General features: G+C 64.4%; 21 protein-coding genes. 10 read left to right on the plus strand and 11 right to left on the minus strand.

Features of this window, described 5'->3' with window-relative positions; genetic code table 11:
* The first annotated feature begins 348 nt into the window (after window positions 1–348).
* From Tther_RS07380 to Tther_RS07390, 3 genes are read left to right on the plus strand one after another with little or no spacing between them, the layout of a single operon-like run.
* Window positions 349–885, plus strand: coding sequence for a hypothetical protein (locus Tther_RS07380; protein WP_246098953.1), 537 nt, complete (start codon window positions 349–351; stop codon window positions 883–885).
* Window positions 882–1124 carry a hypothetical protein gene (locus tag Tther_RS07385; protein WP_143902441.1) on the plus strand — a complete coding sequence of 81 codons (243 nt, stop codon included), beginning with the start codon at window positions 882–884 and terminating at the stop codon, window positions 1122–1124. Before Tther_RS07380 ends, Tther_RS07385 begins: the two co-directional genes overlap by 4 nt.
* 55 nt (window positions 1125–1179) lie before the next feature.
* On the plus strand, window positions 1180–2661 hold the full coding sequence (locus tag Tther_RS07390) for a site-specific DNA-methyltransferase (RefSeq protein WP_246098948.1): 1482 nt from the start codon (window positions 1180–1182) through the stop codon (window positions 2659–2661).
* Here Tther_RS07390 and Tther_RS07395 read toward each other — a convergent pair.
* Window positions 2585–2863, minus strand: a complete 279-nt coding sequence (locus Tther_RS07395) for a Txe/YoeB family addiction module toxin (protein WP_143902443.1) — start codon at window positions 2861–2863, stop codon at window positions 2585–2587. The two genes, Tther_RS07390 and Tther_RS07395, sit on opposite strands and share 77 nt — an antisense overlap.
* A complete protein-coding gene (locus tag Tther_RS07400) occupies window positions 2847–3128 on the minus strand; it encodes a type II toxin-antitoxin system Phd/YefM family antitoxin (protein ID WP_143902445.1) in 282 nt (93 codons plus the stop codon). Before Tther_RS07400 ends, Tther_RS07395 begins: the two co-directional genes overlap by 17 nt.
* A 39-nt stretch (window positions 3129–3167) precedes the next feature.
* On the opposite strand from Tther_RS07400, the gene Tther_RS07405 reads away from it, so the two are divergent.
* Window positions 3168–4442: a DNA modification methylase gene (locus Tther_RS07405; RefSeq protein ID WP_143902447.1), complete on the plus strand. Its 1275-nt coding sequence runs from the start codon at window positions 3168–3170 to the stop codon at window positions 4440–4442.
* A gap of 118 nt (window positions 4443–4560) precedes the next feature.
* Window positions 4561–4797, plus strand: a complete 237-nt coding sequence (locus tag Tther_RS07410; RefSeq protein ID WP_143902449.1) for a DUF7220 family protein — start codon at window positions 4561–4563, stop codon at window positions 4795–4797.
* Here Tther_RS07410 and Tther_RS07415 read toward each other — a convergent pair.
* The 7 genes from Tther_RS07415 to Tther_RS07440 form a co-directional block, all read right to left on the minus strand.
* The gene (locus tag Tther_RS07415; protein ID WP_143902451.1) at window positions 4773–4979 is read right to left on the minus strand and encodes a hypothetical protein; all 207 of its coding nucleotides are present in this window, start codon (window positions 4977–4979) and stop codon (window positions 4773–4775) included. The two genes, Tther_RS07410 and Tther_RS07415, sit on opposite strands and share 25 nt — an antisense overlap.
* Before the next feature lie 10 nt (window positions 4980–4989).
* A complete protein-coding gene (locus tag Tther_RS07420; RefSeq protein ID WP_143902453.1) occupies window positions 4990–5358 on the minus strand; it encodes a hypothetical protein in 369 nt (122 codons plus the stop codon).
* A 103-nt stretch (window positions 5359–5461) separates the two neighbouring features.
* Window positions 5462–5728, minus strand: coding sequence for a hypothetical protein (locus Tther_RS07425; protein ID WP_143902455.1), 267 nt, complete (start codon window positions 5726–5728; stop codon window positions 5462–5464).
* Between the two features lie 15 nt (window positions 5729–5743).
* Window positions 5744–5878, minus strand: coding sequence for a hypothetical protein (locus Tther_RS13640; protein ID WP_281280167.1), 135 nt, complete (start codon window positions 5876–5878; stop codon window positions 5744–5746).
* Window positions 5875–6471 carry a DUF3489 domain-containing protein gene (locus tag Tther_RS07430; RefSeq protein ID WP_246098950.1) on the minus strand — a complete coding sequence of 199 codons (597 nt, stop codon included), beginning with the start codon at window positions 6469–6471 and terminating at the stop codon, window positions 5875–5877. The genes Tther_RS13640 and Tther_RS07430 overlap by 4 nt, the downstream gene beginning before the upstream one ends.
* Window positions 6472–6507: 36 nt before the next feature.
* Window positions 6508–6753, minus strand: coding sequence for a hypothetical protein (locus Tther_RS07435; RefSeq protein ID WP_143902457.1), 246 nt, complete (start codon window positions 6751–6753; stop codon window positions 6508–6510).
* 94 nt (window positions 6754–6847) lie between these two features.
* Window positions 6848–7150, minus strand: a complete 303-nt coding sequence (locus tag Tther_RS07440; RefSeq protein WP_143902459.1) for a hypothetical protein — start codon at window positions 7148–7150, stop codon at window positions 6848–6850.
* A gap of 95 nt (window positions 7151–7245) precedes the next feature.
* Here Tther_RS07440 and Tther_RS07445 point away from each other — a divergent pair, with 95 nt between their 5' ends.
* On the plus strand, window positions 7246–9105 hold the full coding sequence (locus Tther_RS07445) for a phage terminase large subunit family protein (protein WP_246098951.1): 1860 nt from the start codon (window positions 7246–7248) through the stop codon (window positions 9103–9105).
* Window positions 9106–9131: 26 nt separating this feature from the next.
* Here Tther_RS07445 and nadS read toward each other — a convergent pair whose 3' ends face one another.
* Both nadS and Tther_RS07455 read right to left on the minus strand, forming a co-directional pair.
* Window positions 9132–9422, minus strand: a complete 291-nt coding sequence (gene nadS / locus Tther_RS07450; protein ID WP_143902530.1) for a NadS family protein — start codon at window positions 9420–9422, stop codon at window positions 9132–9134.
* A gap of 2 nt (window positions 9423–9424) precedes the next feature.
* On the minus strand, window positions 9425–9736 hold the full coding sequence (locus Tther_RS07455) for a type II toxin-antitoxin system RelE/ParE family toxin (RefSeq protein WP_143902461.1): 312 nt from the start codon (window positions 9734–9736) through the stop codon (window positions 9425–9427).
* Between the two features lie 75 nt (window positions 9737–9811).
* Between Tther_RS07455 and Tther_RS07460 the strand changes: the two genes are divergently transcribed.
* From Tther_RS07460 to Tther_RS07475, 4 genes are read left to right on the plus strand one after another with little or no spacing between them, the layout of a single operon-like run.
* Window positions 9812–10024: a phage head-tail joining protein gene (locus Tther_RS07460; RefSeq protein WP_143902463.1), complete on the plus strand. Its 213-nt coding sequence runs from the start codon at window positions 9812–9814 to the stop codon at window positions 10022–10024.
* Entirely contained in the window at window positions 10024–11499 is a 1476-nt protein-coding gene (locus Tther_RS07465; protein ID WP_143902465.1) for a phage portal protein, read from the plus strand. The genes Tther_RS07460 and Tther_RS07465 overlap by 1 nt, the downstream gene beginning before the upstream one ends.
* A gap of 9 nt (window positions 11500–11508) precedes the next feature.
* Window positions 11509–12807 (plus strand): S49 family peptidase, encoded by a 1299-nt coding sequence (locus Tther_RS07470; RefSeq protein ID WP_143902467.1) that lies wholly within the window; start codon window positions 11509–11511, stop codon window positions 12805–12807.
* Window positions 12804–13196 carry a head decoration protein gene (locus Tther_RS07475; RefSeq protein WP_143902469.1) on the plus strand — a complete coding sequence of 131 codons (393 nt, stop codon included), beginning with the start codon at window positions 12804–12806 and terminating at the stop codon, window positions 13194–13196. The genes Tther_RS07470 and Tther_RS07475 overlap by 4 nt, the downstream gene beginning before the upstream one ends.
* Window positions 13197–13206: the final 10 nt, after the last annotated feature.

Raw genomic sequence — 13206 nt, forward strand, 5'->3', positions numbered from 1 at the left:
TAGATATTGAAGTGCATGACCGCCTCCGCAAACGAAATATAACACATTGATGTGTTATGCGACATGAGCGGCAATGTCAAGACTCTGCTCCGAGTTGGAACACTGAAAGTCGATAGCCCTAAAACGCGCCAGAAAGGCTTCTGAGCGATTTTGCGATGCGGGCATCTCCGAGCATTGCCGGGGCTGCAATTGCGCCTCTGGCGACGATTAACGGGTCCTTCCGGGCGATCTAAAAAGCGGGGGCCGCGCGCAGCGCGACGCTTGCCTAGCGTCAGACACAAAAAATAGGTGGTCAGGTGGTCAGTGGTCACCCCGGCTGCCATCGAATGCTTGGAGATCCCCATGAGCATGAGCTTGCGCGCCTACGCCCGGCATCGCGGTGTGGCGCTGTCCGCTGTCCAGAAGGCGATTGCCATGGGCCGCATCCATCCCGAACCCGATGGCAGCATCGATCCGGCCAAGGCTGATGCCCAGTGGGATCGGCACACGCGAACCGCCCAGCCGACCACCCCGAGGGTGACCACCACCCGACCACCGCCTGTTGCCCAGCACGCTTCCCAACCCGCGCCACCGCCGCCGATGCCCCAGGCCAGCGACGATGCCCGAGGCGTCGATTACCACAAGGCCCGGGCCGTGCGCGAAACCTACTCTGCCCGCCTGGCCAAGCTCGAATTCGAAGAGCGCACCGGCAAGCTGATCAGCAAGGACGAGGTCGACATCAAGTATTTCCAGCTGGCCCGCCAGCTGCGGGATCGGATGCAGCAAATCCCGCGCAAGGTTGCCCCCGAGATCGTCGCCTTGGTGGTGGCCGACCCGGATGTGCGCGGCGTCACCGACATCTTGGATGTCGCCATTCGTGAAGCGCTGGAGGATCTGGCCCGATGAAGAAACACCTGATCAAAACCCACCCGATGTGGAGCCCCAGCGAGCCGACCTACGCCGATGTGGGCGATGTGGTCGGCAAAGCCTTCGCAGCGGGCCTGCGCCCCGATCCCGTCGATGAGCCCGCAGTGGCGGACCTGTCGCCCGAGCTTCTCGAAATCCTGGTGCGCGACGCCTTACGCCAGCACCTTGATGCGCTGATTCCTATCGTCGCCCGCGAGATCACGCAGCGCCTGCGCTGATTTCTTCGTCAGATCCCTCTGACGAATGCTTCAACACTTTCGTCGAGGGTCATCAATGACGACTCCCTTCACCCCTGCCATGGCCAGCCGTATCGAGCTGTGGCCGCTGGACCGGCTCAAGCCCTACGCCAAAAATGCGCGCACCCACTCCGATGCACAGGTGGCACAGATCGCTGCCAGCATCGTCGAGTACGGTTTTACCGCGCCGCTGCTGGTGTCTGGCGAGGGCGACATCATGGCCGGTCACGGTCGCTTGGCCGCCGCGAAGAAACTCGCGCTCGATGTCGTGCCGGTGGTCGTCCTCGATCACCTCACGCCCACGCAGCGCCGCGCCTACATCCTCGCCGACAATGCGCTTGCCCAAGCCGCAGGCTGGGATGAGGAACTGCTGGCGTCCGAACTGGCCGAGCTCTCCGCTGCCGGTTTTGACCTGGCACTCACCGGCTTCAGCGACGAAGAGCTGGCCAGTCTGCTCGATGAGGCCGATCCGGGCGACGAAACAAATCCGCCCATGGGCGGATTTACCGAGGACGCCGACGAGGACATTCCTGATGCGCCGGTGATCCCGGTGTCACGCCCGGGCGACATCTGGCAACTGGGCGCCCACCGCCTGATCTGCGGCGACTCGACCGATCCGGCTGTGGTCGCCAAGCTGATGGCCGATGACCAGGCGAGCCTGTGCTTCACCAGCCCGCCCTACGGCCAGCAGCGCGACTACACCCAGGGCATCGCCGACTGGGATGCGCTGATGCGCGGCGTCTTCGCCAATTTGCCGATGGCAGGCGACGGTCAGGTGCTGGTGAACCTCGGTCTGATTCATCGCGACAACGAGGTGATCCCGTACTGGGATGGCTGGATCGCCTGGATGCGCCAGCAAGGCTGGCGACGCTTTGGCTGGTACGTCTGGGACCAGGGCCCCGGGATGCCTGGCGACTGGCAGGGCCGATTGGCTCCAAGCTTCGAGTTTGTTTTCCACTTCAACCGCCAGAGCAGGAGGCCCAACAAGATCGTCCCCTGCAAGCACGCTGGCCAGGACAGCCACCTGCGCGCCGATGGCAGTTCCACGGCGATGCGCGGCAAGGATGGCGAAGTCGGTGGCTGGACCCATGCCGGACAGCCCACCCAGGACTACCGCATCCCGGACAGCGTGATCCGTCTCATGCGCCACAAGGGCAAGATCGGCCGGGACATCGACCATCCGGCGGTGTTTCCGGTGGCCCTGCCCGAGCACATCTTGCTGGCGTACTCGGACCCGGGTGATGTCGTCTTCGAGCCCTTCGGGGGCTCCGGTACCACGATCCTGGCCGCCCAGAAGACTGGACGCCAGGCCCGAGCCATCGAACTCGCCCCGCAATACACCGACGTGGCGGTCAAGCGCTTCCAACAGAACCACCCCGACATCCCGGTGACCTTGCTGGCGACCGGACAGGCCTTTGCCGAGGTCGAGGCAGAACGCCGGATCAGTAGTGGTAGCGCCCCTGCAGAAACTCGATCCGATCCGCTTTCACCAGATAGACGCAGCGGTGCTCTTGCGTAATGCGACGTGACCACACATCCGCGCCCAAGTACTTCAGTGGTTCGGGATTGCCGATGCCCTTGAAGGGATCACGTAGTGCGGCCTTGACCAGTTCCAGTAACCGTTTGGCCGTGCGGCGTTCCGTTTCTACCCAGTAGCTCAAGTCTTCCAGAAACTCGGGCTGAAACACCGCGACGCGTTTGGCCTCAGGCTTCGAGGCCATAGTGCTTCTCAAGGGCATCGACGGCGGTCGGGGCGACATCCCCAGCACGGGCGCGTGCCAAGGCGGCCAGCAGACGCTCGGCATTCTTCGGCGAGCGCAGCAGGTGTGCCGTCTCCATCAGGCTTTGCAGCTCATCGGCGGCAATCATCGCCACCGCATCCCCGGAACGGCGGCGTACCAGTATCACTTCTCGGTCATCGACCGCGCGGTCCATGAGCGTCTTGAACTGCTCCCGGGCTTGGCTGTAGGTGGTTTCGATGGTCATGGCAACCTCCTTCTAATTGGACAGAATTATTGTACAACTATGGACCAACAAATGCTCGCTGACAAAATCGAACTCTGGCCAACCAGTCGGCTGATCCCCTACGCCAGAAACCCCAGGAAGAACGATCACGCGGTCGAGCAGATGGCGGCGGCCATTACCGAGTTCGGGTTTCGCATCCCGATCATCGCCAAGAGCACAGGCGAGGTGGTCGACGGCCATCTGCGTCTCAAGGCCGCTTTGCGACTGGGGCTGGAGACGGTGCCGGTGATCTTGGCCGATGACCTGACGCCAGCGCAGATCAAGGCCTTCCGTATCCTGGCCAACCGCTCGGCCACCTGGGCGGACTGGGACGAGGACCTGCTGCGCCTCGAACTCGAAGAGCTCAAGCTCGACGACTTCGATCTCGCGCTCACCGGTTTCGATGCCGACGAGCTCCTGGAAATCATGGCCGGCGAAGAAACCACCACCGAGGGCAACACCGACGAGGATGCTGCTCCCGAGGTGCCAGTCAACCCGGTATCCAAACCCGGCGACGTCTGGATCATGGGCCAGCACCGGCTGCTCTGTGGCGATGCGACCGATCCGGCAAGTTACGACACGCTGCTGGGCACCGAGCGGGTGGCGATGATCTTTCAAGATCCGCCGTACAACGTGGACTATGCCAACAGTCCCAAGGACAAGCTGCGCGGCACCCACCGCCCGATCCTGAACGACAACCTGGGTGAAGGCTTTCAGGCCTTCCTGCTTGCCGCACTCAAGCCTGCGCTACAGCGGTGCGACGGTGCCATCTACATCGCCATGTCCTCCAGCGAACTGGACACGCTGCAGTCCGCCTTTCGGGCTGCCGGGGGCCACTGGTCCACCTTCATCATCTGGGCCAAGAACACCTTTACGCTCGGGCGCTCGGATTACCAGCGCCAGTACGAGCCCATCCTCTACGGTTGGCGTGAGGGGGCTAATCGGCACTGGTGCGGTGATCGTGACCAGGGTGACGTGTGGGAGATCAAGAAGCCCGCGAAGAATGCCTTGCACCCGACCCAGAAGCCGGTGGAGGTGCCTGAGCGCGCGATTCGCAATTCCAGTCGTCCGGGCAGTCTTGTTTTGGACTGCTTCGGCGGTTCGGGTAGCACGCTGATTGCCTGCGAGAGGACGGGCCGCGTTTGTCGGGTCATGGAACTCGATCCGAAGTATTGCGACGTTATTGTTCGCCGCTGGCAAGACTGGACCGGACAGAAGGCGCAGCGCGCTGACGATGGCTTGCTGTTCGATGAGCTGGCGAGCGATCAGCCCCTCGAGGCAGGGATGATCGACTGAAGGTGGTAAGGCAAGGTGTGGTACAGGTCCGGTACCGCATGCCAAGCTCCGGCGTGGCGAGATCTGGCGTGGAAAAGGCATGGCATGGAATCCACGCACGGGAAGCCGAGGAGGCGCTGTGAAGCAGTCGCGCTGGATGTCGCTGGTGGAAGCCGTGGCCAATGTGCTGGTCGGCTATGGCGTGGCGGTGGCAACCCAGTGGGCGGTGTTTCCGCTCTTCGGTCTGTACGCCACGCTGCAGGAGAACTTGCTGATTGGCCTGATCTTCACGGCCGTGTCGCTCGTCAGGAGTTACGTGCTGCGTCGGGCCTTCGAGGCGCTGCGCGTGCGTCAGCTGTCCGCAAACTCCGGATAAAGATCACCGCTGCTGATGTCGGCGCGGTACGTGACGTTGCGAAACTCGTCCGGGGCGTCGGCCAGGATCACGCCGCCGACCGACTGGATAGCGACGCCGTACTTGCGGGTGAGTACCGTCAGCTCGGCGATGAACTGGTCGTAGTTGGCTTCGAGTTGTGGGCTGGTGGGTGCGACGGCCATGGTGTGCTCCTTATGCCGCCAGGGACTCTTCGACGATCTCGCAGTGGATCACGAAGCCCGTCAGGTAGGGAAGGCCCTTGGGGATGCCGAAACGCTTGCTGGTGCTGCGGCCAATCGTCCAGCCCATCCAACGTTGCGTGGCGGCGTTGATCGCGTCGGCCAGGGTGGCGCCAGTGTAGAGGCCGTTTTGCACGTCGTCGGCAAAGTGGCGACCGTGGCGGCTGTCGAGGAAGGCGCGCACCGATTCGAGCGGCTGGCCGGTGGCGTCCGAGATGGCGGTCATGGCCAGTGGCCAGGCGGCTTCGGCCTGCTCGTTCATCGTGCCGTAAAAGCCCCACGACTCGTTCTGGGTGGCGGGGATCTGGGTGGTGGTGTTCATCTCTGGCTCCTGGCGGTTGATCGTTGCGACACCCAACGTGCCGCGCTTCGGGCGATGGAAGCCAAGTGCCATCTCCATCTTTCTGCGCTTGGCTCGGGGGGCCTCATTCCATCGTGTCGGCACGCACCAGTTCTGCCTGGGCGCTGGCAATCAGGTCCAGGCGCAGGTTCGGCGTGATGTTGCAGGCCAGTTCATTGAGGGTCCAGTTCATCACATCAGCCTTGTCACGCAGCGACTCGGCTTCATCGAACCGGGCGGTGTAGCGATCCAGTTCGCGCAAGGCTCGTTCCAGGGTGGATCGGGCTTGCGCCAGGGCCTCGCGGGCGCGGTGTTCGGCGTGCAGGGCTTGAAATTCGCGGGGGGTGTTCATGGTGTGCTCTCCTTCTCAGTTGATCGTTGCGACACCTGTATGAACGCGCTTGTCGCCACTGAAGCCAAGCTCAATCTGCATCTCCCGGCAGGCCACCAGCAAGGTTGGCAACAGGTCTGCCGGGATTGGCTCGTCGGGCTGCGTGCTCACGCGGTAGCTTCCTCGGCGATGCGGTAGAGGCGCTGTCCTGCGCCCGGCGTGCCAGCAGGCCCTTCGATCTTCTCGGAGACGATGGTCAGGCCCAACTTCTTCTTGAGTGCGCCGGCAAAGGTGCCGCGTACCGTGTGCGCCTGCCAGCCCGTGGCCTCGCAGATCTGCGCGATGGTCGCGCCCTCGGGGCGTTTCAACATCTCGATCACCAGCGCCTGCTTGCTGTGCTCGCGACCGCGCTTCGGCGCGGCATCGGGCTGGTCCTGTTGCCAGCTGGCCTCGGCGGCGGCGACCGCTGCTTCCAGCTCCGGGTCGTCGGCCAGGGGCGGCGTGGCAACGCGGGTGGCCACCGTCGGCGGCAGGACATCTTCCGGCTGCGCCTCGCCCTTGATGATGGCGATGGCTGCTGGGCTCAGGCGCCACTGGCCGCCTTGCTGCTCGATCAACCCCCGCTGCGCGAGGCTGGCGATCATCTTGAGCTTGGCGCCGCCCTTGAGCTCGAGCAGCGGCTCGATCAGGCCATTGGCGTCGCAATGGGCGCGGGTGATGAGATCGAGTTGGCGTTCGGTGATGGGGGAGGTTTGTGCAGACATGGTGTTTCTCCTGGTCGTTGGATGGATCGGCGCGAGTCAGTCTTCCCACAGGTGCTCGCCATCGAGGCTGATCCACAGGCGCGCATCGCGCGCGGTGGCCATCTCGCGCACCGGCAGGCCGGTTTTGAGGTTGGTGCCGGTCTTGCCGGTGAAGTCGTAACGCTGGCCGTCGTACATCACGGTCGCTGGGCCTTGATCGTTGAACTCGACGCGGATCAGGCGGGGGCCGAGGGCGTTGCCGTTGGTGTCGGTGACCTGGGGTTGGCGGATGCGCAGGGTCATGGTCTGCTCCTTGGTGCGTGGTGATCGGGTGACGTGATGAACGCGCTGTTCGCGTGAGAAGCCAAGCGCTTTTTGCTTGGCTTCGCGTTTCTCGTCAGGCCTTGCGCAACACCGCGATGCCGGCTTGCGCGAGATCCAGGGCAGCAGCGTGGAAGGCGGCTTCGGCCACCCAGGGTGCGGCGCGGGCGTCGTCGAGCAAGCGGTCGATGACCGGGCGTGCCTGGGCGCGCATGGCGACGCAGGCGGCTTCGAGCTCGTCGCGGCTGGCGGAGGCCACTTCCTTGCGGCAAGTGCGCACCAGCACGGTCAGGGCGGCCTCGGCGAGCTTGTGGCCAAGGGTGTCGAGGGATTGGGTAGCGTGGGTGTTCACGAGGTTGGTGTGGCGGTTGGCGTTCATGGCGTTCTCCGTGGGGGTTGATGACATCTGTATGAACGCGCTGTTCAAGCAGAAAGCCAAGCGTTCGGCCTATCTATTTCGCATTGGAGTGGCTTGTGTTCGACACTGCTGAATCGGCTGTTGAATCGGCCTGGAAACGGGGTCTGGCGCCCGACCCCATCCTCACCGTCGATGACTGGGCCAACCGGCACCGGATGCTCTCGTCGGTGGCCTCCGCCGAACCCGGGCGATGGTCGACCAGCCGCACCCCGTACCTGAAGGCGGTGATGGATGCGCTGTCGGCCACCTCGCGCATCGAGCGTGTTGTGTTCATGGCCGGAGGGCAGGTGGGTAAAACCGAATGCGGACTCAACTGGGTCGGCTACGTCATCCACCACGCCCCGGGGCCGATGTTGCTGGTGCAGCCCACGGTGGAAGGCGCCAAGCGCGTCTCCAAGCAGCGGGTGGATGCCCTGATCGAGGCGAGCCCTGAACTCGCCAGTCGGGTGAAGGACCCACGGTCACGCGATTCCGGCAACACCCAGCTGATGAAGGAATTCCCCGGCGGCGTGCTGATCATGACCGGCGCCAACAGTGCGGTGGGCCTGCGCTCGATGCCGGTGCGCTACCTGTTTCTCGATGAGGTGGATGGCTACCCGGGCGATGCCGATGGCGAGGGCGATCCGGTGGCGCTGGCCGTGCAGCGCGCTGCCACCTTCGTCAATCGCAAGGTCTATCTGTGCTCAACGCCGACGCTCAAAGGCTTCTCGCGCATCGAGGCGGCCTACCTGGAGTCGGACCAGCGGGTGTTCGAGGTGCCTTGCGATCACTGTGGGGCGCACAGCCAGATCCAATGGCGGGACATCAAGTGGCCGACCGGCAAGATGGCGGACGCCGCCTGGCACTGCCCGGCCTGCGACGGCATTCATCCCGAGTACCGCAAGCCGGCACTGCTGGCCAACGGTCGCTGGGTGGCCAAGGCCAAGGGCGATGGCAAGACGGTGGGCTTTCATCTGTCGAGCCTGTATTCGCCGTGGCTCACCTGGGGCGAGATCGCCCAGGAGCACCACGCCGCCAAGGACGATCCGGTGCGGCTCAAGGTCTGGGTGAACACCAAACTGGCCGAGACCTGGGAAGACCGGGAGGGTGAGACCTTGGATGCGGAAGGCCTGATGGAACGTCGAGAAGCCTACGGGCCAGCCATCCCTGCGGAGGTCGCGCTGCTCACCTGCGGCATCGACGTGCAGGACGACCGGCTGGAGTTGGAGGTGGTCGGCTGGGGCCGGGACGAGGAGTCCTGGTCCATCGACTACAAGGTGCTGTGGGGCGACCCGTCGGCACCGGACACCTGGGCGCAGCTGGATGCCTATCTGTCTAACCGTTTCGAGCACGAGACCCTGGCCAACGGTCTGACCATCGAAGCTGCTTGCCTCGATACCGGTGGCCACCATACGCTCGCCGCCTACGCCTTCTGCAAGGGCCGGGAGAGGAAACGCATCTGGGCGATCAAGGGGGGCTCAGGCAAACGGCCGATCTGGCCCAAGCGTCCGAGCAAGGCCAACAAGGGCAAGGTCAATCTGTTCACGGTGGGCGTCGATGCTGCCAAGGAGGCGATCTACGCCCGCCTCAAGAAGTCCGAGGCTGGCGCTGGTGCGATGCATTTCCCGTTGGACCGGGATGCGCAGTATTTCGAGCAGCTGACGGCCGAGCGGATTCGCACCCGCTACGTGAAGGGCTTCTCGCAGCGCTTCTGGTGGAAACCGGATGGCCGACGCAACGAAGCGCTGGACTGCCGGGTGTACGCCTATGCCGCGCTGCATGGGCTGCTGTCGATGGGGCTCAACCTGAACCGGCGGGTAGAGGCGCTGCCGAAGCAGTCGGTGGCTCGTCAGGATGCTGGCCAAAGCGTTGTGTCGATTCCATCGGTGCCGACGCCGCGCCGTCGGCGCATGGCGATTTCGTCGAACTACGTGTGATCAGTTCGAACGGGGCAGCGTAGCGCTCAGGCGTGTAGCGTCTTGAGCGCTACGTCCGGCGCGGTGGTGACGATTTTGAGCAAGGCTGCGGCTGGGCCGGTGGGGGTGCGGCGGTGCTGCTCCCAGTTCTGCAGGGTTTTGATGCTGACGTGCATCAACTGGGCGAACTCACTTTGCGACAGCCCGATCTGCTCACGCACCGCCTTGACGTCAGGCGTATCGATTCGGATACGCCGCGAAGCCGCCATCTCACCCCGCGAGATGGCCTTGGCCTCTTTCAGGCTCTGCACCAGATCCTCGAACAGTGTTTGGTCCATCGTCATAGCTCCTTCACAAATTCACGCAACACGGCGGTTTCCTGGTCGGTCAGGTTGTCTTTCTTGGACTTTGGGTAGATCAACAGCATGTAGATCTGGTGGTCGTCCCTGCTCCAGTAATAGATCGCCCTGACTCCGCCACTTTTGCCCCGACCTGGCAAGGCGTGACGCAGTTTGCGGATGCCGCCACCACCTGGGATGAGATCGCCGCGCGCGGGGTTTTCCACCAGGACATTCTGAAGCGCCCGGTATTCATCGTCGGTCAGCAAACTGGCCAGCAGACGGGTGAAGGTCGGGGTTTCGATGAATTCCATATTGCGCAGTATATCCGCCATTGGCGGATAGCGTAAAGACTAAACCAGCCAGCACCGTGCTGGCGAGGAGTGCTCATGACCCTCGAACAACTCAGGGCCCAGCGGGAAGCCCTGCAGGCCGCGCGCTTCAATGGCGTGCTCACCGTGAAGGCCGGCGACAAGTGGGTGACCTATAAGTCGGATGCCGAGCTGCAGTCGGCCCTGGGTGACCTGGATCGTGAGATCGCCAAGGCAGAAGGCCGCCGCCCGGCGCGGCGTATCCGCGTCTACGCGAGCAAGGGGCTGTGATGGGCGTGTGGCAACAGTGGCGTCAGCGGCTGGGGCGGCAGGTGTTGCGCGTCGGCGCGATGGTTGGCGGCTTTGAGGGCGGCTTGTCGTCGCGCCGCCTGAAGATGTTTCAGGCCAGCCGCGCGCACGTCAACACCCTGATCCAGGCCGCCGGCGCGGACATGACCGCCCGCGCCCGGTACCTGATCCGCAACAACGGCTACGCCGCCAACGCGGTCGAGTCCTGGGCAGGCAATGCCGTGGGCACGGGCATCAAGCCCTCGTCAGGCATCGCCGATGCCGTGCTCAAGGACCGGGTGCAACGGCTGTGGCTACGTTGGACCGATGAGTCCGATGCCGAAGGGCTGACCGACTTCTATGGTCAGCAGCGGCGGGCCGCCCGGGAACTGTTCATCGCCGGGGAAGTGTTCTTTCGCATCCGGCCACGTCGGCCCGAGGATGGTTTGAGCGTGCCGCTGCAGTTGCAGATGCTCCCCGCCGAGATGCTGCCGCTCAATCACAACCAGCTGCTGGAGAACGGCCACCGCATTCGCCAGGGCATCGAGTTCGACCGCATTGGTCGGAGAGTCGCCTACCACTTCCTGCGCCGCCACCCGGGCGACATCACCGATCCGGGGCTGGCCGGGGAGACGGTACGGGTGCCGGCTGAGTCGGTACTGCACATCGTTGATCCCGTCGACGCTGGGCAACTCAGAGGCGTGTCACGTTTCTCTCCGGCGCTGGTGAAGCTCTTTCTGCTCGACCAGTACGACGACGCCGAGCTGGATCGCAAGAAGGTCGCTGCGATGTTCGTCGGCTTCGTGCGCCGGCCCGAACGCGACTTCGACAACAGCAATGAAACGGACGACCGGGGCGAGCCGCTGCTGCCGCTCGAACCCGGGCAACTCCAGATCCTGGACGACGGCGAGGACATCACCTTCTCGAACCCGGCCGATGTCGGGGGCAACTACGAGTCGTTTCAGTACCGCACCTTGCTGCAGGTGGCCGCCGCGCTGGGCTTGCCCTACGCGAACCTGTCGGCCGATATGTTGAAGGCCAACTACTCCAACACCCGGGCGGCGCTCTTGGAGTTTCGCCGGCGCATCGAGGCATTCCAGCATTCGGTACTGGTGTTTCAGCTGTGCCGGGCGGTGTGGGCGCGCTGGATGGACACGGCGGTGCTCTCGGGTGCTCTGGAGCTTCCGGACTACGAGCAACGCCGCGCCGACTACCTGGACTGCAGTTGGCTACCGCCCCGCTGGGACTGGGTCGATCCCTTGAAAGACATCCGCGCCGAGATCAACGCCATCGAGGCGGGGCTTAAGTCGCGTACCCAGGCGATTGCCGAGCGCGGGTTTGATGCCGCGATGGTGGATGCCGAGATTGCTGCTGACCACCGGCGCGAGGACAGCCTGGGGCTGCGTTTCGGGCGTGAGCCTGCACCGGTCCCGGCACCGACTCCTGCGCAGGCGCCGCCGCCAGCCCCCTCGAACTGAGGAATTCCCATGACCGATTTGCCCTACCTGGCGTCCCGTCTGTATGGGACGCCGCTCCTCATTGCGCGCCCCAAACTCGAAGTCATCCTCGGGGTGGTGGCCAGAAAGCTCGCGGGCGACACCCTGGCCACGCCGCCCCCGGCCAACGTCGATGCCGGCATGACCGGTGGCCTCCAGATTGTGGACGGCATCACCATCCTCCCGATCCTCGGCACCCTGGTGCGTCGCTCTTCGTATATCGGTGCAGCCAGTGGCCTCACCAGTTATCACGACATCGAGGCCATGGCCGAGGCAGCCTTTGCCGATCCGATGGTCAAGGCGGTGCTGCTGGAGATTGACTCCAGCGGTGGCGAGGCGGGTGGGGTGTTCGATTTGGCGCAGCGATTGCGTACCCTGGCACAGACCTCTGGCAAGCCGCTCTGGGCCATCGCCGATGAGGCCGCATTGTCAGCCGCCTATGCCATTGCCTGTGCGGCTGACCGAGTGTGGCTCACCCGCACCGCCGAGGTCGGCTCCATCGGCGTGGTGGCGGTGCATGTCGATGAGTCGGTCGCCGATGCCAAAGCCGGTCTGAACTACACCTTCCTGCACGCCGGCGCCCACAAGGTCGACGGCCATCCGCACGCGCCGCTGCCGGCATCGGTCGCCGCCGACATCCAGGCCGACATCGAGCAACTGTACGACCAGTTCATCGCCTTGGTCGCCGGATTCCGCCGCCTCACACCCGAGGCGATTCGTGACACCGAGGCTCGCGTCTATCGCGGTGAAGCCGCCCTCCGCGTGGGCCTGGCCGATCGGATCGGTACCCGCGCTGATGCGATCACGGCCCTGCATCGCCAGTTTGCCATGCGTGACGGACGCAGGTCGCGCAATGAGTCGGCCGCCCGCGCATCCCATCCATCTCAACTGACCCAGAAGGAGACCTACATGATCGATCACAACACCACCGATGCGCCGGTGGAGGATGTCCACGAGGACGGCGCGCCGAACTCAAGCCCGACCCCGCCGACGCTCGATGAAGCGGCCATCGCCGCCCAGGTGGAGCAGCGACTGCGCCGCCAGCTCGCCGAGCTCACTGAGATCGCCGCCCAGGCCAAGCGCCTCGGCGTGACGGTTGACCCGGCGCAGGCCCTAGCGCGTGGCGTCACCCCGGATGCGCTGCGCCAGTCGGTACTGAAGCAGGCCGCCGAACGTGATGTGGCGCAAGACATCGTCGCCGAGGCTCCGCCGCAACCCCACACCAAACCCCAATCCGTCGCTGACAGCCCCTTGGTCAAAGCGGCCCAAGCCTATGGAGGTCGTAAATGAGCACACCTTTGATTTCCCCTTTGAGCCTTGGTGACCTCATCAAGCGCGAGTCCGACCCGGACTACACCCGCGAGACCGTCACCCTGAAGGCCGGTGTCGCCTATCCCTTGGGGGCGGTGCTCGGTCGTATCACCGCCACGGGCGTCTATGCCTTCTCGCCGGCAGCCTCCACCCCAGGGCTGGAAGGCGCTGAGATTGCTTCGGCCGTGCTGCTGCACCCGGTGGCCGCCAGCGACACCGACACCCAAGCCGTGGTGCTTGCGCGTGGCCAAGTCATCGTCGCCGACCGTGCTCTGGCCTTCGATGCATCCGTGGCGGACGCCGCTGCCCAATCCCTCAAACACCAGCAACTGGCTGCCCACGGCAGTTGTGTATCGTTCTTTCTGTAAATGGCATCGT

The sequence above is a fragment of the Tepidimonas thermarum genome, assembly GCF_007556705.1.
GTDB lineage: Bacteria > Pseudomonadota > Gammaproteobacteria > Burkholderiales > Burkholderiaceae_C > Tepidimonas > Tepidimonas thermarum.